Genomic DNA, 19,510 nt, shown 5'->3' with positions numbered 1-19,510 from the left:
TGCTTCAATTAAAATATTATAAGTTCCTGCAAAAACCGGTCTGTAAAAATCGCCATGTGGTAAAGAACTTACCGTATGAGACCCAGTATTATCATGACCAACTAGAGTAACTTTAGCTTCAATAGGGTTTCCACTAACAGCATCTTTTACTTTTCCCTGAAATCCGTAGGTTCCTTGGATTAAGTATTCAATTAAAGCTTCACGGTTATAATTCCAGTGATTTACTAGTTGGTTTGCAGGAATTAATTTAACATCAGATAATTCAACAGTCGTTTCTTTACACTGGTGTGTAAAATTCATATAATCTTGACGTCCACCATACACTCGGTACCAATCTGCACCATGGGTAATCCCATTATCTAAATAATCCATATATCCATTTGGTCCATCAGCTTGGGCATTGTCGGCATACTCTCTAGACACATGTACAAACCAATCATCATCGGCATGTCTGTTATAGGTATTATCCCAAGGATAATTTACAACTTCCACGCCACCATGGAAATTAGCAGATAACACAAAGTGCGTATTGGCTGCTAAGTTCATAAAATGTTGTGTTTCTAATTCATATGAGGTATGACCGTTTGAGTGTGGTCCATTTACATTATCAGGGTAATTTCTATTCAAATCCAATCCATTGGCGTTGGCTCTTCTAGCATTCGCAACTGATGTATTTGAAGCATTATTATAATACGTTCCATCTGGATTTGCCATAGGATTAATCCATACTTCTGAATTATCAATTAAGTTTTTAATTCGATTATGATCTGAATGCCCTGTATCTTTATAGGCCGTTATAAAATAATTAATTAAATTAAGCATTAAAGGGTAACCTGTAATTTCATCACCATGAATAGACGAGGTATACATCACTTTAGGTTCAGCTTCTTCAGTACCTATATTATCTGAAAGCTTCAGAAATAATAACCGTTTATTTCCTCCACCAACACCTTCGGTTGTGCCACCTATATCCACTAATTCACAAATATCAGGATGATTGATTGCAAACTCTTGCATTTGTGTTGCATAATCTGCATAAGTTGGATAGGCAGTCAGTGGGAAAGTTAATGGGTATGGTCCACGTCTTTCAGAAGCTGGTAATTCGTTGGACATAACAATGCCTTGTGCTTCATTATCATTTGAGTCTACAAAAAAGGTAATTCCACGACTTTGAAATTGTCTAAATTGTTGAGTGTTTGCCCATGCATAAACTGTATTTGTTCTTGAGTCAAAATTAAGAATGGAAAGTTGTGATGTCCATTGTTCTAACTCTGAAACGTTATTTACTTGAAAGCTGAAAGTTACCTCTCCTTTCTCTTGTAAATATGTCTCTGCCTGTTGCACACTTCTATGTTGTGAATAACTAAAATTTATTGAAAATAATAGTATGAATAGAATTAGAAGTTTATTTTTTTGAGGGTAATTTAGTTTCATCAGTTTTGGGGTTAGTTGAATTTTGTGCGGCTAATATATTATTAATTTTTCTAAAATCATCTACAAAACGCAAATAAATCCGATGAAACGTAAATTTAGTAAGAATAATTAGATTAAAAATAGAAACTTAATAACCGCTAAAGTTCGATTTTTATTCATGTTTTGTTCAGGTATTATAAATAGTATTTATTTTACTTAATAGGATTATAAATAATTAATTTTTATCTTTAAAATCGACTTTTCTGTGAACTACAACCTTATATGAAACCAATAAAAAGTAATCCATTCACTTTATCTCTGTGTTTATTTTTTGTTTTAAACATCTCTGTTTTTGCACAGCTATCTTCCGTACAGGTAGATAGTTTGGTCAATGATGCTTTAGATAAATTTAAAGTTGCAGGAGTTGCAGTGGCTATTGTTAAAGACGGGAAAATTATACATGAAAAAGGCTATGGTGTTACCTCAAAAAAAACAAATATAGCAGTAAACGAGCATACTAATTTTGCAATAGCCTCCAATAGTAAAGCATTTACAACAACAGCTTTGGCGCTATTAGTGGAAGACGGAATAATTAAATGGACAGATAAAGTAAAAGACCATATTCCAGAGTTTAAAATGTATAATGCCTATGTAACTGAAAATTTTAATATTCAAGATTTGTTAACCCATAGAAGTGGTTTAGGTCTAGGTGTTGGAGATTTAATGTTTTTTCCTGATGGATCGGATTTTACTATCGAAGATTTACTTTCCAGCTTTCAATATTTCAAACCAGTATCGGCTTTTAGAACGCAGTTTGATTATGACAATCTATTATATATAGTTGCTGGTGAATTAATTGCCAGAGTGAGTGGGGTGACTTGGGAAGCCTTTATTTCTGAAAGAATTTTTAAACCTTTACAGATGGATAATTCTTATGCTGGTTTAAGTTTAATAACAGACTCAGGTAATTTGGCATTGCCACATAACACAGCTAGTGGCGATTTTGTGGTGTTACCAAATTTTCAAGACATGATAAATGGTGCAGCAGGAGGTATTTATTCCAATGTAAACGATATCTCTCAATGGATGCTCATGCATCTTAATCAAGGTAAATATGGTCATAGTTTAGAAAGTCAATTGTTTTCTGTTGAAAACCAGTATGAAATGTGGAAAATTCATACCACCACAGATGTAAATAGAAATCCTCGATACAACTCGCATTTTGCAGGATATGGTTTGGGTTGGGATTTAACAGATAAAAAAGGGAATATGATTGTCTCACACACAGGTGGACTTCCTGGCATGTTAAGTAGAACAGTTTTAGTTCCAGATTTAAATGTTGGCATTGTGGTATTAACAAATACAGAGCCAGGAGGCGCAGGGTTGTTTTTAGCAGTATCAAGAACAATTATTGATGGCTATTTAGGATTAGATGATTTTGAATGGTCAAATAAATTTTACGAGTATTTTAAAGCTAGAGAATCTGATGGAGATCAGGTAACAAAGGAAGTTTGGGAAACCGTAGAGACTAATAAAAAAGTAAAAATTAACCAATCAGATTATATTGGTGTATATAAAGACAATTGGTTTGGTATTATGGAGGTTTTTAATAAAAACGGAAAACTTTGGATAAAATCGCATCGCTCACCTAAATTGCATGGTGAAATGCAATTTTATAAAGCAAATACTTTTGCTGTAAAATGGGAATATCAAGACATGAATGCAGATGCCTTTGCCATGTTTTCTTTAGATGAAAATGGTAAAGCTCAACATATAAAAATGAAAGGTATTTCGCCTAATATCGATTTTAGTTTCGATTTTCATGATTTAGACTTGAAACGAGTTACAAAAGACTAACGTAAATAAACACAATTAATGAACTACCTTTTAATATTAGAAATAATCTATGTTGTTGTTTTAATGTTGGTGAGTTATCGCGTGATAGTAGATACAGAAAATACCACGAAAACATTAGCTTATTTATTATTAGTGTTTTTTGTTCCAATTATAGGAATGATTATTTATTTTTCTTTCGGAGTTAATTATCGCATTCGTAAAATGTATGATAAAAAACTCATGACTAATGAAAATTTGCAATCAGATCTAGAAAAGAGGCTTATATCATATTCTAAAGAAGTACTAAGCGAAGGAGACGAAACAGTTCAGGATAATAAAAAATTAGTAAATCTTGTTCTAAAAGAAAATTTAAGCCCTTTAACCGATAATAACCAAGTAACATTACTGCTTAATGGTGAAGATAAATTCCCGGAAGTTCTAAAGTGTTTGGCGGAAGCCAAAGATCATATTCATATTGAATATTATATTTTTGAAGACGATAACATTGGAACTCAAATTATTAATCTACTTATCGAAAAAGTAGCTCAAGGCCTTGAAGTTAGGTTTATTTATGATGATTTTGGGAGTCGTTCCATTAGAAAAAAACAGGTAAAAATATTAAAAGATGGTGGTGTTAAAGTATTTCCATTTTATAAGATAAAACTCATAGCTTTTGCCAATAGAATTAATTATAGAAATCATAGAAAAATTATTGTTATCGATGGTCACACCTCTTTTGTAGGAGGCATTAATGTAAGCGATAGATATATCAATACAGAGCCTAATAAAAATAAAGTGTATTGGAGAGATACGCATTTAAAAATAGTTGGTCCTGCAACTTGGTATTTACAATACCTATTTTTATGCGATTGGAATTTTTGTGCTCAAGATCAAATATCTATCAATAATAAGTTTTTCCCAAAAATAGAAACTTTTGAAGCCAAAGAGGATAAGCATGTTCAAATTACGGCAAGTGGACCAGATTCCGATGTGCCAACCATTAAATTTGCTTTACTTCAAGCTATTAATTTAGCAGAAAAAGAAGTCCTTATTACCACACCTTATTTTATACCAAGTAAAAGTATTATGGATGCTATACTTATTTCTGCAAAAAGTAGCGTTAAAGTAAAGCTTATTGTTCCAGATAAATCAGATTCTAAATTGGTGAATGCTGCAGCATGTTCATATTATGAAGCTTTGTTGAAATCTGGAGTAGAAATATATCGCTATAAAAAAGGTTTTGTTCATGCTAAAACAGTAGTTATTGACAATGAAATAGCTATTGTAGGAACAGCCAATATGGATGTGAGAAGTTTCGATTTAAACTTTGAAGTCAATGCGATTGTTTACGACGATGAAATAGCACATCAATTAAGAACCGCTTTTTATAACGATCTTGAAGACACATTAAAAATCGATTTAGAAGCCTGGCAAAATAGATCTCTTTTTTATAAATTCTTGGATAAGTTTGCTCGCTTGTTTTCTCCTATGTTGTAAGATTTATAAAGAATATTTAAAATTAAAACTTTAGTTATAATTTGTTCATCCTTTTCTTTTTTACTTATTAGCTAATATGTGATTATTAATTTTTCATTCTTGTATATTATTTATAAAGAATCTCTTTTCTTTTGTATAGTTTTGCAGCCTTAAAAAAACAGACATGATTTCAGTAGATGGTTTAGCAGTAGAATTTAGTGGTCACACCTTATTTAAAGATGTTTCTTTTGTAATTAACGATAACGACAAAATTGCTTTAATGGGAAAAAATGGTGCTGGAAAATCGACTATGATGAAAATTATAGCTGGAGAGCAAAAAGGGTCTCGTGGTCATGTTCGATGTCCCAAAGATGCAGTTATTGCTTATTTACCACAACATTTGTTAACTCAAGATAATTGTACCGTTTTTGATGAAGCTTCTAAAGCCTTTAAGCATATTTTTGAAATGCGTGACGAAATGGATAAGCTTAATAAAGCTCTCGAAACTAGAACAGATTACGAGTCTGACGAATACATGGCTATAATTGAAAAAGTTTCAGATTTAGGTGAAAAATTCTATGCTTTAGAGGATGTTAATTATGACGCTGAGGTTGAAAAAGCCCTTAGGGGTTTAGGTTTTAAACGTGAAGATTTACATAGATTAACAAGCGAATTTAGTGGAGGTTGGCGTATGAGAATTGAATTGGCAAAAATACTACTTCAAAAGCCAGATTTAATTTTGTTGGATGAGCCTACAAACCACATTGATATAGAATCGGTTATTTGGCTGGAAGATTTTTTAATCAATAAAGCCAAGGCTGTTATGGTAATTTCACATGATAAAGCCTTTATCGATAATATTACAAATAGAACCATAGAAGTAACTATGGGGCGTATTTACGACTATAAAGCAAATTATTCTCATTACTTACAATTGCGTGAAGAAAGACGTGCCAATCAAATAAAAGCCTATCAAGAGCAGCAAAAATTTATTGCAGATAATATGGCTTTTATCGAGCGCTTTAAAGGCACATATTCTAAAACAAACCAAGTGAGTTCTAGAGAACGAATGCTAGAAAAACTTGAGATTATTGAAATTGATGAGATTGATAATTCTTCATTGAAATTGCGTTTTCCTCCTGCACAGCGTTCTGGAGATTATCCTGTAACTGTAAAAGATTTAACCAAATCTTATGACGATTTAGTTGTTTTTAAAAATGCGAATATGTCTATTTCTAGAGGAGAAAAAGTGTCTTTTGTAGGACGAAATGGAGAAGGTAAATCGACTATGATTAAAGCCATCATGGGAGAAATTGATTTTGAAGGAAAATGTAGCTTGGGTCATAATGTAAAAGTGGGGTATTTTGCTCAAAACCAAGCTTCTTTATTGGATGAAAATTTAACTGTTTTTCAAACGGTTGATGAAGTTGCAGAAGGCGATGTAAGAACACAAATTAAAAATATTTTAGGACGTTTTATGTTTGGAGGAGACGATATCGATAAAAAAGTAAGTGTTTTGTCTGGTGGAGAAAAAACGAGGTTAGCCATGGTAAAATTACTTTTGGAACCCGTAAACCTGCTTATATTAGATGAGCCAACAAATCATTTAGATTTAAAATCAAAAGACGTGTTAAAAGAAGCTTTATTAGATTTTGATGGCACCTTAATTTTAGTGTCTCACGATAGAGACTTTCTTCAAGGCTTATCTCAAAAAGTATTTGAATTTAAAGACCAGCGTGTTATTGAGCATTTTGAAACTATCGATGCTTTTTTAGTAAGAAATAGAATAGATAGCTTAAAACAAATAGATTAAAAAACTAAACGTCTCAGGTTCTAAAATTTAAATAAAACTAAATCCCAATTTCACTTTAAATTGAGGCTATTCTATATAAACCTGGCCTCTATGTGGTTTTAAAGCATCCCGAATGGGTTTCATGTCTGCTTCTTCAACAACCATGAAAGCTATGCTGTGCATCTGGTTTATAGTTTCAAAACCTGTAATGTTTAATTGCAACTGTTTGGCAGCAATAAATTCTTTTAAATGTATTTCATGATGTTCTGCAGTTATAGCAGCATCTGGACCTTTAAAGTCCCATATTAATTTAAGTTTTCGCATCTCTAACAGAAGTTCCTTTTTCTGCAAAATTCTTAAAATCTTGCATGTATTGTTTTGTTTGTTTTTTAAATGTCCCAGGCATCAGTAGTGTCATCATTCTAAGTGGAAAACTTGAAGGAATAAAGTTGTTTTTACAAACCCATTTAGTAAAACCTTCTGATGTTTCTTCAAAATAATTCTCTTGAATATTCTGCATACCTTTAATATCGTACATCATATGAAGCTCATTAGGAAGCTTTTTAGAAGTAATGGTTTCAATTAATTCCATATCTCGTTTGCCTAATTTATAGGTTAGTTTCATTTTGGCCCCTAGTTCTCTAGGAGTTCCAGAAATATAGTCGTAACCTACTAAACCACGTTGCCAATGCTTCATGTTTTCAGCTTGATTTAATTTTTTAATAAAATCGTTTAACGGAATTTCAACTAAAATTTCTGTAGAATAGGTCATCACAGTTTTATTAATTCAATCTAAAGATACAAAATTTTAAAAGTTTAAAAACAGAGTTAAACGAACATACTAAAAAACTTTCAAAACCGTTTGTTAATGCACCTTGTTATATAGCTTAATATTATTACTTTTGCATCTGTATTAAAATAAAAAAACGAACATGAATAAATATTTTTTAATTGTCTTTTTTTCTTTGAGTTTTTTCACAATTCAAGCTCAAAATCCTAACGATAAAGTTTTATTTACAGTAGATAATGATCCCGTTTATGCTTCAGAATTTACTAGAGTTTTTAATAAAAACATCGATTTGGTAAAGGATGAGTCTCAAAAAAATGTAGATGAATATTTAAAATTATTTATTAATTACAAATTAAAATTAAAAGAGGCTAATACCTTAGGTCTTGATAAAAAACCAACTTACTTAAACGAACTCAATAGTTATAAATCGCAATTAGCTGCTAATTACCTAACCAATTCTAAAGTTACCGACGAGTTAATTGACGAAGCTTATAATAGAATGATTAACGAAATACAAGCAAGTCATATTTTAATTCGTTTAAATGAAAATCCAACTCCTGAAGACACCTTGCAAGCCTATAATCGTTTATTAAAATTAAGAGATAGAATATCTGCAGAAGGTTTTGAAACAGTTAAAAACGAAGTCCACAACGGTAAAACTGTTTATGCAGAAGAATTAGGCTATTTCACTGCTTTTAAAATGGTTTATAATTTTGAAACTGCTGCATATAATACGCCTGTTGGAGAAGTGTCCATGCCTTTTAAAACAAAATTCGGGTATCATATTGTAGTAGTTACAGATCAAAGAGCTTCTCGAGGCGAACGCACTGTTGCCCATATTATGGTTAACAATCAGAAAAAAGATAGACCTCACGATAATCCAGAATCTAGAATTAACGATATTTATTTAAAATTACAACAAGGAGAAGATTTCGAATCTTTGGCAAAACAATTTTCCGAAGATCAAAGTTCGGCTAGCAAAGGAGGTATGTTGTCTCCATTTACTGGAGGACAGTTAAGTTCTATAGAGTTTGAAAACGAAGCTTTTGCTTTAGAAAAAATTGGAGATGTTTCTAAGCCTTTTAAAACCGATTTTGGTTGGCATATTATTAAACTTTACAACAAAAAATCAGTAGAGTCTTTAGAAAAAATGAAAGGAGAACTTGAAGGAAAAGTAAAAAAAGATTCCCGATCGAAATTAATTAACGAGTCTTTAATTAATGATTTAAAAGAACAGTATCATGTAAGCAATGTGCAGCCTGATTTAAGTTATTTTGAATCTATTTTAAATGACGATTATTTTGTTGGTAATTGGGTGCTTCCTATGGACTTTAAATCCAATGAACGTTTAATAAAAATACAAAAGAAGCAATTAACTTACGACGATTTTGGGAACTACCTAGAACAAAGTCAGAAACGTAAAACATCCAAAGTGCTTTTCAAAACCTTAGTCTCAGATGCATATCATGCGTTTCTAGACAAAGAATTGTTAACATATAAAGAAGAACAATTGGAATTCGAAAATCAGGATTATGCCAACATTGTTCAAGAATATAGAGATGGTTTGTTATTATTCGATTTAATGGAAACTGAAATCTGGAATGCTGCTAAAAATGATTCAGTAGGACTTCAAACCTATTATAAGAATAATAAAGATAATTATTATTGGAATGAAAGAGCAGATGCTGTAGTTGCTTCTTCAGCAAAAAAATCAACTATAAAAAAAGTTCATAAATTATTACAAAGCCAACAAACTCCAGAACAGATTAAAGAGGCTTTGAATTCAGAAAACGAAATAGACGTTATTTTTACCTCTGGAATTATGGATGCTCAACACCAATCTTTACCTGCAAGTTTTCAATTTAAAACAGGTGTTTCAGACGTTTATAAATTTAACGATGGTTATATAGTTGCTAACGTGAAAGAGGTACTGCCTAAACAATTAAAAACTTTTGACGAAGCCAAAGGAGCTGTTATAAGCGACTTTCAGAATTATAAAGAAGCTAATTGGATTTTAGGCTTGGAAGAAAAATATAAAGTAAGCATCAACCAAGAGGTGCTTGAAAATGTAAAGAAGCAATTAAATAATTAATTTTTGAACCTAGCAACAAATATTTGGAGCGTTTTACTATTTGTTTTACTTTTTGTGTCTTGCGATTTTTTTAAAGAAACAGACGATAGAAAAGCTATTGCAAGAGTAAATGACACCTATTTATACGAAGAAGACATTCAAGACTTGATAAAGGAAGGTATGTCTGCTCAAGACAGTTCTATGGTTGTTGCTAACTATATAAACCATTGGGCAACAGAGCAATTGTTGGTAAGTGGAGCCAAACTCAATTTAACAGAAGCCAAACAAGAATCCTTTAATAAGTTTGCAAGAGATTATAAAAATGAATTGTATTCCAAAGCTTATATGGAAGCTTTGGTAGCAAAAAACATTGACACTGTGGTTAGCATGTCAGAGATGGAAGCTTATTACAATGCGAACAAACAGGTTTTTGTTTTAAATGAAGATTTAATTAAGCTTAGATACATTAATATAGACGAAAACAGATTAGACCTAAAAGATACCGAAGCCAAATTTAAACGCTTTAATGAAGTTGATAAAAGAGAGCTCGATTCTATATCTATTCAGTTTAAATCTTTTTCATTAAAAGACTCGGTTTGGGTAAAAGTAGAACAGGTGGTCGATAAAATTCCACCAATTACAAATGAAAACCGAACCGAATTGTTAAAAAAATCTAATTTTATACAACTCAAAGATTCATTAGGATTATATTTGGTGCATATAAACGATGTTTTACTTAGAAACAGTACAGCACCTTTAGAATACGTTAAGCCAACAATTGATAAAATTGTAATTAACAAACGGAAATTAGAACTCATAAGAGAATTAGAAAAAGACATTAAAAAAGATGCTATTAAACATAAAAAATTTGAAATCTATAATTAAATTCAATCAGTACTTACTAATCTGTTCTATCTGTTTAGTAACACAAGTAGTTTCGGCTCAAATTATTATTGAAGACGAAGTAGAAGAAGTAAAAAAAGACAGTGTAGACACATCCAATTCCAGAAAAATTGATGGTGTTGCAGCAGTTGTTGGAGATTATATCATCTTAGATTCCGATATAGATAATACCATTCTTCAGCTCAAAGCTCAAGGTGCATCTATGGAAGGCGTTACCAGATGCCAATTGTTTGGAAAACTGCTTGAGGATAAATTATATGCACATCATGCCATTCAGGATAGTGTCCTTGTTTCAGATGCCGAAATTCGTTCAGCAGTAGATTATCAATTACAACAATTCTTAGCGCAATCTGGTAAAACCATGGAAGAACTTATTGCTTTTTATAATAAGCAAGATGAAAAAAGCTTTAGAGAAGAAATGTTTGAAATCAATAAAAGCAATAAGCTAGCCAGCGAAATGCAAAAGAAAATTATTGAAGAAGTTGAAGTAACACCAGAAGAGGTCAGACAATTTTTTAATAAAATTCCTGAAGATGAAAGACCAACCTTTGGTACCGAATTAAAAGTAGCGCAAATTGTAATTGAGCCAAAAGCTTCTCCAGAAAACGTACAGAAAGCCATCGATCAATTAAAACAATTTAGAGAAGATGTGATGGAAAATGGAGCTAGTTTTCGTTCTAAAGTTGTTTTATATACAGATGATAAAGCGTCCATTCCAAAAGGAGGACTTTATACCTTATACAGAAAAAAACCTGTTATGGTAAAGGAGTTTAGAGATGTAGCTTTCTCTATGCAAGAAGGTGAAATTTCAGAGCCTTTTGAAACAGATTTTGGATATCACATTATTTACTTGGAGAAAATTAGAGGTCAAGAATACGATGTCCGTCATATTTTATTAATTCCAGAAGTATCACAAGATGCTATAAACGATGCAAAAGCTGAAATTGAAAAAATAAGAAGTAGCATTGTAGCTGGAGATATTTCATTTGAAGAAGCAGCAAGAGAATCAAGCGACGAAAAAGAAACTAAAAGTCAAGGTGGTTTTTTAATCAATCCTGCAACACAAGATTACAATTTCGAACTTACCAGAATGGATCCAGAACTTTATGGCCAAATTCAAAATTTAAAAGATGATGAAGTAAGTTTAGTTCTTTCCGAATATGGAAGAACAGGAAATATGAAGTTCAAAATAATGATGGTTAGCGATCGTGTGGACGAACACGTTGCAGATTATTCTAGAGATTATCTTAAAATAAAGGAATTAGCTTTAAATGAGAAGAGATTCAAAGTCATTGAAGAATGGCAAGATGAAAAAATCATGGAAACCTACATAAAAGTTAATGGGGAACACAGAGATTGCGAATTTTCTAGCAACTGGTTAAAACAATAAATATGTCTGACGTAGCTAAAGTAGAAGAGTTAGTAAAAAAATATCATGCTTTAAAATCTGAGATTGCCAAAGTAATTGTTGGACAAGACGAAGTGATTAGTCAGATACTAATATCTATTTTTTCTGGTGGACACGCCTTACTTATTGGAGTTCCTGGATTAGCAAAAACCTTAATGGTTAATACTATTGCGCAAACTTTAGGACTTGATTTTAAACGTATTCAGTTTACTCCAGATTTAATGCCAAGCGATATTCTTGGAAGCGAAATTCTGGATGAAAAAAGACATTTTAAATTTATAAAAGGACCTATTTTTGCAAATATTATTTTAGCAGACGAAATAAACAGAACTCCTCCAAAAACACAAGCTGCTTTATTGGAAGCCATGCAGGAACGTTCGGTTACTGTAGCTGGACATAATTATAAATTAAGTTTACCTTATTTTGTGTTAGCAACACAAAACCCAATTGAACAGGAAGGAACCTATCCGTTACCCGAAGCACAATTAGACCGTTTTATGTTTGCTGTTAATTTAGACTATCCTACTTTTGATGAAGAAGTGCAAGTGGTTAAAGCAACCACTACAGATGTTCAAGCAACGGTAAACTCCTTATATTCTGCTGAAGAAATTATAGAGATTCAACATTTAATACGCAGAATTCCAGTAGCAGATAATGTCATTGAATATGCTGTTAAAATGGTTAGTAAAACCAGACCAAATGGAAAAGAGGCTCCAGAATTAGTAAAAAACTATATAGATTGGGGAGCAGGTCCAAGAGCTTCTCAAAATTTAATACTTGCTGCTAAAACACATGCAGCCATTCATGGAAAATTCTCTCCGGATATAGAAAATGTTCAGGCAGTTGCTCAAAGTATCTTAAGACATCGAATTATTAAAAATTATAAAGCCGAAGCTGAAGGGATATCCGAAGAACAAATTATAAAGAGCTTATTCTAGTTTTTATCCTTTCCATTTTTCTTTTTTGCTCTAAATTTTTATAATTACACATTATAGATGTTTTATTCTATCATGCGTTTTTGTTAATTTATTGTTTTAAGCATTAATAATTTACGAAATATTTAAATTATTAGTTTCAAAACATGTATTCTTTGAATTATATTTAGTGTTTCATTCCTTTTGTTACATATTTTTAAAACTCCTTTAAAATTTGTAATTTTGCATACCCAATCTTTTAGGGTAACTTTAAAAAAAATATTAATCTTATTAAATTTAAATACAACTTATGGCCTTCGATATAGACATGATTAAAAAAGTGTATTCTACAATGTCAGAACGAGTAGATGCAGCACGAAAAATTGTAGGAAAACCACTAACGCTTTCAGAAAAGATTTTATACACCCACCTTTGGGATGGAACACCAACCAAAGCTTTCGTTAGAGGTAAAGACTACGTGGATTTTGCACCAGATAGAATAGCTTGTCAAGATGCTACAGCGCAAATGGCTTTATTGCAATTTATGCAAGCTGGGAAAGCTAAAGTGGCTGTTCCAACAACCGTTCATTGCGATCACTTAATTCAAGCAAAGCAAGGTGCAGGACCCGATTTAATTCGTGCTAACGAAACAAGTAGCGAGGTATTCGACTTTCTAGCCTCTGTATCTAATAAATATGGTATCGGATTCTGGAAACCAGGAGCAGGTATTATCCATCAAGTCGTTTTAGAAAATTATGCTTTTCCTGGAGGAATGATGATTGGAACCGATTCACATACAGTAAATGCAGGTGGATTAGGAATGGTAGCTATTGGAGTAGGTGGAGCTGATGCAGTTGATGTGATGGCAGGTATGGCTTGGGAACTTAAATTTCCTAAATTGATTGGAGTTAAATTAACTGGAAATATCAATGGTTGGACGTCTGCAAAAGATGTTATTTTAAAAGTAGCTGGAATTCTTACTGTAAAAGGAGGAACAGGAGCTATTGTAGAATATTTTGGTCCTGGAGCTAAAAACTTATCATGTACTGGAAAAGGAACCATTTGTAATATGGGTGCTGAGATTGGTGCAACAACATCTACCTTTGGTTACGACGATTCAATGGAACGCTATTTACGTGCTACAGATAGAAATGATATCGCTGATGAAGCAAACAAAATACGCGAATATTTAACAGGAGATGATGAAGTTTATGCAAACCCAGAAAAACATTTTGATCAAGTTATTGAAATCAATTTAGATACTTTGCGTCCACATTTAAACGGACCTTTTACACCAGATTTAGCAACCCCAGTTGGAGAATTAGGACCTAAAGCAAAAGAGAATGGTTGGCCGCTTAAAGTGGATTGGGGCCTTATAGGTTCTTGTACCAACTCTTCTTATGAAGATTTAACAAGAGCAGCTTCTATAGCTAAACAAGCCGTGGATAAAAATATTGTTTCGAAATCAGATTTTGGTATCAACCCAGGTTCAGAACAAATTCGTTTTACAGCAGAACGTGATGGGATCTTAAAAATATTTGAAGATTTAAATGCTACGATTTTCACCAATGCTTGTGGACCATGTATTGGACAATGGGATAGAAGCGATAGAAAAGGAGAAGAGAAAAACACGATTGTACATTCATTTAACAGAAACTTCTCCAAACGTGCAGATGGAAATCCAAACACACACGCTTTTGTGGGGTCTCCAGAAATGGTAGCTGCTATTGCAATTTCAGGTCGTTTAGATTTTGATCCTATGAACGATTATTTGATAAACGAGGATGGTGAAAAAGTGAAATTAGAAGAACCAAGAGGTATTGAGTTACCGCCATTAGGATTTGAAGTGGAAGAAGCTGGTTATGTAGAACCTGTAAAAGATGGAAGTAGTGTTAATATTTCAGTAAGTCCAACGTCTGAACGTTTGCAATTATTGACTCCTTTTGAGCCGCTTGGAAACGATATTAAAGGAGCAAAATTATTAATAAAAGCTTTTGGAAAATGCACCACAGACCATATCTCAATGGCTGGGCCTTGGTTGCGTTTTAGAGGGCATTTAGACAATATTTCTAACAATATGTTAATTGGAGCTGTTAATGCTTTTGGAAAGAAAACCAACTTTGTTAAAAATCAATTAACAGGTGAGTTTGGTGGCGTACCAGATGTGGCACGTGCATATAAAGCAGCAGGTGTGAAATCTATAGTGGTTGGAGACCATAATTATGGAGAAGGTTCTTCTCGTGAACACGCAGCTATGGAGCCTAGACATCTAGGTGTTGCTGCAGTTATTGTGAAATCTTTTGCTCGTATTCATGAAACAAACCTTAAAAAACAAGGAATGTTAGGTCTTACTTTTGCTAACGAATCTGATTATGATTTAATTCAGGAAGACGATACCATTAATTTCCTTGATTTAAATGAATTTGCACCTGATAAGCCTTTAACATTAGAGTTTGTTCATAAGGATGGCTCTAAAGATGTTATAAAGGTGAATCACACTTATAACCAAGCACAAATTGATTGGTATAACGAAGGATCTGCTTTAAACCTAATTAAAAAGCAAAATGCATCTTAAGTTAAAAGATAAATGTTTAAAAACTCCTGAAGCAATTCAGGAGTTTTTTGTTTGTGTAAGTTAAAAACCTATAATACGTCTTAAGCCAAATGAAAAAGCCTAAACTTAGTACTAGTAATATTATTTTTGTCATAGTCATTGTACTTTTGATAATTCCGCAAACTAGACAGCCCATTCAAGTATTTTTACATAAAGGGTTGGCTCTTTTTGGTCCCTCAATTATAGACGAATCCGATAGGAAGGTGGTAACTGATTATAATTGGCAGTTATTAAATCAATCTGGAGAGGTTTATAATTTTAACGAAGCTAAAGGAAAAGTTGTTCTAATTAACTTTTGGGCTACTTGGTGTCCACCATGCATTGCAGAGATGCCTAGTTTAGATGAACTTTATAAATCTTATAATAAGGAGGTAGTTTTTCTGTTTGTTTCAAACGAAGACCAGAAAACCATTTCTAGTTTTATTGATAAAAATGCCTATAGTTTTAATGTGCACACGCCCAAAACAGCATATCCTAAAATCTTTGAGGTCAGCGCCATTCCAAGAACGTATATTATAGATAAAAAAGGACAGATAGTTGTCGATAAAACTGGAGCAGCTAATTGGAATAGTGATGGGGTTAGAAAACAATTAGATTTGCTTCTTAAAGAATAACAAGTGCGCACGAGAAGACTCGAACTTCCACGGACTAATGTCCACCAACCCCTCAAGCTGGCGCGTCTACCAATTCCGCCACGTGCGCATTTTGTAAAGTGTAAAAATAAAAAAAGTTAAGCAAAATGCTTAACTTTTTTTTGTGACCGGGCTGGGGCTCGAACCCAGGACCCTCTCCTTAAAAGGGAGATGCTCTACCAACTGAGCTACCAGGTCATTTTGTTTCTCTTTATTGAGGGTGCAAATATAAAACGTTTAATCAATATTCCAAACCTTTTTTAAAGAATATTTTTGTTTTTTTGTTTTGTTACTTTGCAAAGATAATAAGTTGAAATTTTAGAGCAATTATGAAAATTATTTTATTAGGATATATGGCTTCAGGGAAGTCTTTAGTAGGCAGTGAATTAGCTAAAATTTTAAGATTAGAATATCTGGATTTAGATCAATTTATTGAAGAAAAAGAAGGCAAAACTATTCAAAAAATATTTTTAGAAAAAGGTGAAATATTTTTCAGAAAAATTGAAAATAGCTATTTAGAAGAGATTATTTCTTCAAAAGAAAATTTAATTTTATCTCTTGGAGGAGGAACTCCTTGTTTTACGAATAATCTAGAATTAATAAAAAAGAGCAAAGATGTAACATCATTCTTTTTAAATGTTCCTGTAAACGAATTAGCAAAGAGATTGATGTTAGATAAAGATAAACGTCCATTGGTATCTTATGTCTCAAACGAGAATGACATGTTAGAGTTTGTAGGAAAGCATTTGTTTGAACGCTTGCCATTTTATAATCAAGCCAATTATAAAATAGATGGCAACAAAGCCAAAGAGGAAGTGGTTGAAGATATTATTACAAAGTTATTTTAAATAGGCTTTAAACTCCTTATCCACTAAAATAACATCTATGTGTTCATTTAAAGATGTTGACAAAGAAATGCCTTTAAAATCAGCTTTAACAGGATACTTTTTATGGTTTCTATTTACTAGAACAGCTGTTTTAAATTGTTTTAAAGGAACTTCAAGAAAATGTTTTACACCATAAACTAGCGTGGTACCAGAATTTAGGACATCGTCTATTAATACAATAGATTTGTTTTCGTAATCTTCAACCTTGAGAGATGTTTTAATATCGTTTCTTGGGTTTTTCTTATCGATAACAACCTTGCATAAAACAGGTTTAATGGGCGAAATCTTGCTTAAAACCATTTTTAGTTTTTTAGCAAGAATGTAACCATTGGAGTCAATGCCAGCTAAAACAACCTCAGTCTCATTAACATTATTTTCATAAATCTGATAAGCAATACGCTTAATTTTATGATTAATTTCTTCGTGATCTAATATCAGATTTTTAGTTAAAGTCATCTTGCTTAGTTGTTTGTTCAAAGATAAAATACAATTTTAAAAATACTTGATTTTTATCATTCAATTTCTTCTTGATAATCGTCAATATCTCTTCGGTCTTTTTTAGTAGGTCTTCCAGTACCTTTTTTTCTGTAGTAGTCTTTAGAATATTTTAAGAGCTCTTGAGCTTCAAAGGCTTCTTTAGGTGTCGTATCTACTCTGTAAATATCAACTAGTTTTGCACCTACTCTGTTTGGAGGCAAATCGTTAATAGTAAAAGTATAATTTACCTGGTCTTTTCTTACTTGAACTTCATCTGTAGGAAAAACATCACGACTAGGCTTTACTGGATCGCCATTTACTTTTATATGTCCTTTTTTACATGCTGTAGTGGCAAGACTCCTCGTTTTATAATACCTCACACACCATAAATACTTATCAATTCGCATAACTTTTATTGAAAATCTACGTTAATGTTCTTGTGCAAAATTATTAATAAATTGTATCTTGCACCTCAAAAAAGAAGCAATAATGAAATTTAGAAATTTAGCAACGGCCTTTTTATGTTTTGGTTTGGTTGTGTTGTCTTGTAAAAAAGACGATGAAGATCCAGAACCAGAACCAGTTCCAGTAAGAGATAGACAAGAAGTTTATAACGAAAATATAGCTGAAATTGAAACGTATTTAGAAACTCATTTTTACAATTATGAAGAGTTTCAGCAAAATGATATGTATAGTATTGTTGATGCAATGCCTTATACTGTAACTCCTAATGACACTTTCGAAATTGTTTTTGACACCATTGCTGGAGCAAATAGCGATAAGATATCATTAATGGATATGCTTGGTGGTGACTTAAAATTAAAAGAGGTTACAGATTCTGAAGGTATTGAATATAAGCTTTACTATTTAGTAGTTAGAGAAGGTTTGGGAGGAGACATCCATGGTATAGATCGCGTTTTTGCTAAATATAAAGGCTATTTAATAGATAATACATTATTTGATAGTGCTGTTTCGAGCGTGCCGTTTGATTTAACATCTGTAGGAAATGCTAGAGGTGTGGTAGATGGCTTTAGAGAAGGCATCATAGAGTTTAAAGCAAGACAGGCATATACTGAAAATACAGATGGAACCGTAGTGAGTCATAACCATGGTATTGGATCTGTTTTTGTACCTTCTGGATTAGGATATTTCTCGCAAACACAAGCAACAGTGCCTTCTTATTCCAATTTGATTTTTAATTTCAATTCAGAAAAAAGAACCTTATTAGACCATGATAATGATGGTGTATTTTCTTATTTAGAAAACTTAAATGGGAATAAAGATTATTTTGACGATGATACAGATGGAGATGGTCTAGCAAATTTTGTTGATGTTGATGACGATGGTGACGGCACATTAACCAAAGACGAAATAGAACGTACAGCTTATACCGAAGATGAAAATATGCAAGCCTTTACTTCTAGTACAGCTGCTCAAGCATATTACGATGCCTATGCTGCTCCAGATGAATTGTTATATAAGATAGAAGATAATAATGATGGGACGTTTACCCTAAATACGGTAATAATTACAGATTCTAATAATGATGGAACACCAGATTATCTAGATAGTAATGTTAATTAAAGCCATCTAATAATTATAAATAAAAAAAATAGCCACTTAACTTTAAGTGGCTATTTTTTTTTACTCTATATAAGAAGATTATAAGATAAACGATAAACTTAAAATAAGTTGATCTGGTCTTGTGTCAATTCTACTTTCAGCGGCAGGAGTTATATTATTGTTTATAAAGCTAGCTTCGTTGTCACTAAAACCTCTTTCATATCTTAGGTCGATACCAACTCTGTTAAAGCTAACTCCAACTCCAAAATTTAACCCTACAGTAAAATCATTTTTAATATCATCAATATTAACACCTTCAAATTCGGTATCTAAAATGTATTGAAAAGAAGGTCCTGCAAATACATTAAACATTTTTAAAAATCTAAGTCCTAACAAAACTGGAGCATCTAGTTTTTGCATTTCAAAAGTCCCAGTGCTATAATCGCTTTTGGTACTTGTGTAAACAAGTTCAGGTTTTATAAAAATTTTACCACCCAACTTCGCAAATATTCCAAAATGATACCCAATATTTCTATCAGGATGTTCGGCATTGCTGCCTATAGATTCAAAATAATCACCATTAGCATTGTAATTGACACCACCTTTAAATCCAAAGCCAGTTTTATTCTGAGCTTGAGAAAAAGTAGTAAACAAGAGACATACTAAGATTATAAAAAGTGCTTTTTTCATGAGTTTCGTTTTTTAGGTTCACTTATTAAACGAAACAAGTTAGC

Annotated in this window: 17 protein-coding genes and 2 tRNA genes; 11 read left to right on the top strand and 8 right to left on the bottom strand. The window is 32.2% G+C overall.

The genetic code is table 11. The features are described 5' to 3' along the window. On the bottom strand, positions 1-1,344 hold a 1,344-nt coding region (locus OS191_RS07365), incomplete at its 3' end, for a M14 family zinc carboxypeptidase (protein ID WP_267155067.1). A 351-nt stretch (positions 1,345-1,695) separates the two neighbouring features. Between OS191_RS07365 and OS191_RS07360 the strand changes: the two genes are divergently transcribed. The 3 genes from OS191_RS07360 to OS191_RS07350 all read left to right on the top strand — a co-directional run bounded on the left by OS191_RS07360 (position 1,696) and on the right by OS191_RS07350 (position 6,538). After that, complete coding sequence (locus OS191_RS07360) at positions 1,696-3,270, top strand: serine hydrolase (protein ID WP_267155066.1); 1,575 nt, start codon at positions 1,696-1,698, stop codon at positions 3,268-3,270. Between the two features lie 18 nt (positions 3,271-3,288). Next, on the top strand, positions 3,289-4,746 hold the full coding sequence (gene cls, locus OS191_RS07355; protein ID WP_267155065.1) for a cardiolipin synthase: 1,458 nt from the start codon (positions 3,289-3,291) through the stop codon (positions 4,744-4,746). A gap of 163 nt (positions 4,747-4,909) precedes the next feature. Beyond that, a complete protein-coding gene (locus OS191_RS07350) occupies positions 4,910-6,538 on the top strand; it encodes an ABC-F family ATP-binding cassette domain-containing protein (RefSeq protein ID WP_267155064.1) in 1,629 nt (542 codons plus the stop codon). A gap of 66 nt (positions 6,539-6,604) precedes the next feature. On the opposite strand, the gene OS191_RS07345 is transcribed toward OS191_RS07350, so the two are convergent. Together OS191_RS07345 and OS191_RS07340 are read right to left on the bottom strand one after the other, a co-directional pair. Further along, a complete protein-coding gene (locus OS191_RS07345; protein WP_267155063.1) occupies positions 6,605-6,841 on the bottom strand; it encodes a hypothetical protein in 237 nt (78 codons plus the stop codon). After that, positions 6,828-7,289, bottom strand: a complete 462-nt coding sequence (locus OS191_RS07340) for an SRPBCC family protein (protein WP_267155062.1) — start codon at positions 7,287-7,289, stop codon at positions 6,828-6,830. The genes OS191_RS07345 and OS191_RS07340 overlap by 14 nt, the downstream gene beginning before the upstream one ends. Before the next feature lie 160 nt (positions 7,290-7,449). Here OS191_RS07340 and OS191_RS07335 point away from each other — a divergent pair, with 160 nt between their 5' ends. The 6 genes from OS191_RS07335 to OS191_RS07310 all read left to right on the top strand — a co-directional run bounded on the left by OS191_RS07335 (position 7,450) and on the right by OS191_RS07310 (position 15,831). Continuing rightward, positions 7,450-9,399: a peptidylprolyl isomerase gene (locus OS191_RS07335; protein WP_267155061.1), complete on the top strand. Its 1,950-nt coding sequence runs from the start codon at positions 7,450-7,452 to the stop codon at positions 9,397-9,399. 3 nt (positions 9,400-9,402) lie between these two features. Beyond that, positions 9,403-10,263 (top strand): peptidylprolyl isomerase, encoded by an 861-nt coding sequence (locus tag OS191_RS07330; protein ID WP_267155060.1) that lies wholly within the window; start codon positions 9,403-9,405, stop codon positions 10,261-10,263. After that, on the top strand, positions 10,226-11,671 hold the full coding sequence (locus tag OS191_RS07325; protein ID WP_416236403.1) for a peptidylprolyl isomerase: 1,446 nt from the start codon (positions 10,226-10,228) through the stop codon (positions 11,669-11,671). Before OS191_RS07330 ends, OS191_RS07325 begins: the two co-directional genes overlap by 38 nt. Before the next feature lie 2 nt (positions 11,672-11,673). Continuing rightward, complete coding sequence (locus OS191_RS07320) at positions 11,674-12,627, top strand: AAA family ATPase (protein WP_267155058.1); 954 nt, start codon at positions 11,674-11,676, stop codon at positions 12,625-12,627. 286 nt (positions 12,628-12,913) lie between these two features. Further along, on the top strand, positions 12,914-15,178 hold the full coding sequence (locus OS191_RS07315; protein ID WP_267155057.1) for an aconitate hydratase: 2,265 nt from the start codon (positions 12,914-12,916) through the stop codon (positions 15,176-15,178). An 89-nt stretch (positions 15,179-15,267) separates the two neighbouring features. Further along, on the top strand, positions 15,268-15,831 hold the full coding sequence (locus OS191_RS07310) for a TlpA family protein disulfide reductase (RefSeq protein ID WP_267155056.1): 564 nt from the start codon (positions 15,268-15,270) through the stop codon (positions 15,829-15,831). A gap of 4 nt (positions 15,832-15,835) precedes the next feature. On the opposite strand, the gene OS191_RS07305 is transcribed toward OS191_RS07310, so the two are convergent. Further along, positions 15,836-15,919 (bottom strand) — tRNA-Leu (locus OS191_RS07305). 55 nt (positions 15,920-15,974) lie between these two features. Then, positions 15,975-16,047: transfer RNA gene (locus tag OS191_RS07300), tRNA-Lys, on the bottom strand. A 131-nt stretch (positions 16,048-16,178) separates the two neighbouring features. On the opposite strand from OS191_RS07300, the gene OS191_RS07295 reads away from it, so the two are divergent. Then, positions 16,179-16,697 carry a shikimate kinase gene (locus OS191_RS07295; protein ID WP_267155055.1) on the top strand — a complete coding sequence of 173 codons (519 nt, stop codon included), beginning with the start codon at positions 16,179-16,181 and terminating at the stop codon, positions 16,695-16,697. Here the strand turns inward: OS191_RS07295 and OS191_RS07290 are convergent. Both OS191_RS07290 and hslR read right to left on the bottom strand, forming a co-directional pair. Then, positions 16,689-17,192: a phosphoribosyltransferase family protein gene (locus OS191_RS07290; protein WP_267155054.1), complete on the bottom strand. Its 504-nt coding sequence runs from the start codon at positions 17,190-17,192 to the stop codon at positions 16,689-16,691. The two genes, OS191_RS07295 and OS191_RS07290, sit on opposite strands and share 9 nt — an antisense overlap. A gap of 56 nt (positions 17,193-17,248) precedes the next feature. Beyond that, the gene (gene hslR, locus OS191_RS07285; protein WP_267155053.1) at positions 17,249-17,620 is read right to left on the bottom strand and encodes an Hsp15 family ribosome-associated heat shock protein; all 372 of its coding nucleotides are present in this window, start codon (positions 17,618-17,620) and stop codon (positions 17,249-17,251) included. Between the two features lie 82 nt (positions 17,621-17,702). On the opposite strand from hslR, the gene OS191_RS07280 reads away from it, so the two are divergent. Then, entirely contained in the window at positions 17,703-18,797 is a 1,095-nt protein-coding gene (locus OS191_RS07280) for a beta-barrel assembly machine lipoprotein BamM (protein ID WP_267155052.1), read from the top strand. A 78-nt stretch (positions 18,798-18,875) separates the two neighbouring features. Here the strand turns inward: OS191_RS07280 and OS191_RS07275 are convergent, their stop codons facing one another. After that, on the bottom strand, positions 18,876-19,466 hold the full coding sequence (locus OS191_RS07275; protein ID WP_267155051.1) for a porin family protein: 591 nt from the start codon (positions 19,464-19,466) through the stop codon (positions 18,876-18,878). Positions 19,467-19,510: the final 44 nt, after the last annotated feature.

This window comes from Xanthomarina sp. F2636L, from assembly GCF_026410195.1.
Classification (GTDB): domain Bacteria; phylum Bacteroidota; class Bacteroidia; order Flavobacteriales; family Flavobacteriaceae; genus Xanthomarina.
Note: the sequence above shows the minus strand (reverse complement) of the source record. Positions and strands in the feature narration are given on the sequence as shown.

Coding starts and splice junctions, on each gene's coding strand:
- OS191_RS07360 (WP_267155066.1), top strand. CDS start 1,696: ATGAAACCAATAAAAAGTAATCCATTCACTTTATCTCTGTGTTTATTT.
- cls (WP_267155065.1), top strand. CDS start 3,289: ATGAACTACCTTTTAATATTAGAAATAATCTATGTTGTTGTTTTAATG.
- OS191_RS07350 (WP_267155064.1), top strand. CDS start 4,910: ATGATTTCAGTAGATGGTTTAGCAGTAGAATTTAGTGGTCACACCTTA.
- OS191_RS07345 (WP_267155063.1), bottom strand. CDS start 6,841: ATGCGAAAACTTAAATTAATATGGGACTTTAAAGGTCCAGATGCTGCT.
- OS191_RS07340 (WP_267155062.1), bottom strand. CDS start 7,289: ATGACCTATTCTACAGAAATTTTAGTTGAAATTCCGTTAAACGATTTT.
- OS191_RS07335 (WP_267155061.1), top strand. CDS start 7,450: ATGAATAAATATTTTTTAATTGTCTTTTTTTCTTTGAGTTTTTTCACA.
- OS191_RS07325 (WP_416236403.1), top strand. CDS start 10,226: ATGCTATTAAACATAAAAAATTTGAAATCTATAATTAAATTCAATCAG.
- OS191_RS07320 (WP_267155058.1), top strand. CDS start 11,674: ATGTCTGACGTAGCTAAAGTAGAAGAGTTAGTAAAAAAATATCATGCT.
- OS191_RS07315 (WP_267155057.1), top strand. CDS start 12,914: ATGGCCTTCGATATAGACATGATTAAAAAAGTGTATTCTACAATGTCA.
- OS191_RS07310 (WP_267155056.1), top strand. CDS start 15,268: ATGAAAAAGCCTAAACTTAGTACTAGTAATATTATTTTTGTCATAGTC.
- OS191_RS07295 (WP_267155055.1), top strand. CDS start 16,179: ATGAAAATTATTTTATTAGGATATATGGCTTCAGGGAAGTCTTTAGTA.
- OS191_RS07290 (WP_267155054.1), bottom strand. CDS start 17,192: ATGACTTTAACTAAAAATCTGATATTAGATCACGAAGAAATTAATCAT.
- hslR (WP_267155053.1), bottom strand. CDS start 17,620: ATGCGAATTGATAAGTATTTATGGTGTGTGAGGTATTATAAAACGAGG.
- OS191_RS07280 (WP_267155052.1), top strand. CDS start 17,703: ATGAAATTTAGAAATTTAGCAACGGCCTTTTTATGTTTTGGTTTGGTT.
- OS191_RS07275 (WP_267155051.1), bottom strand. CDS start 19,466: ATGAAAAAAGCACTTTTTATAATCTTAGTATGTCTCTTGTTTACTACT.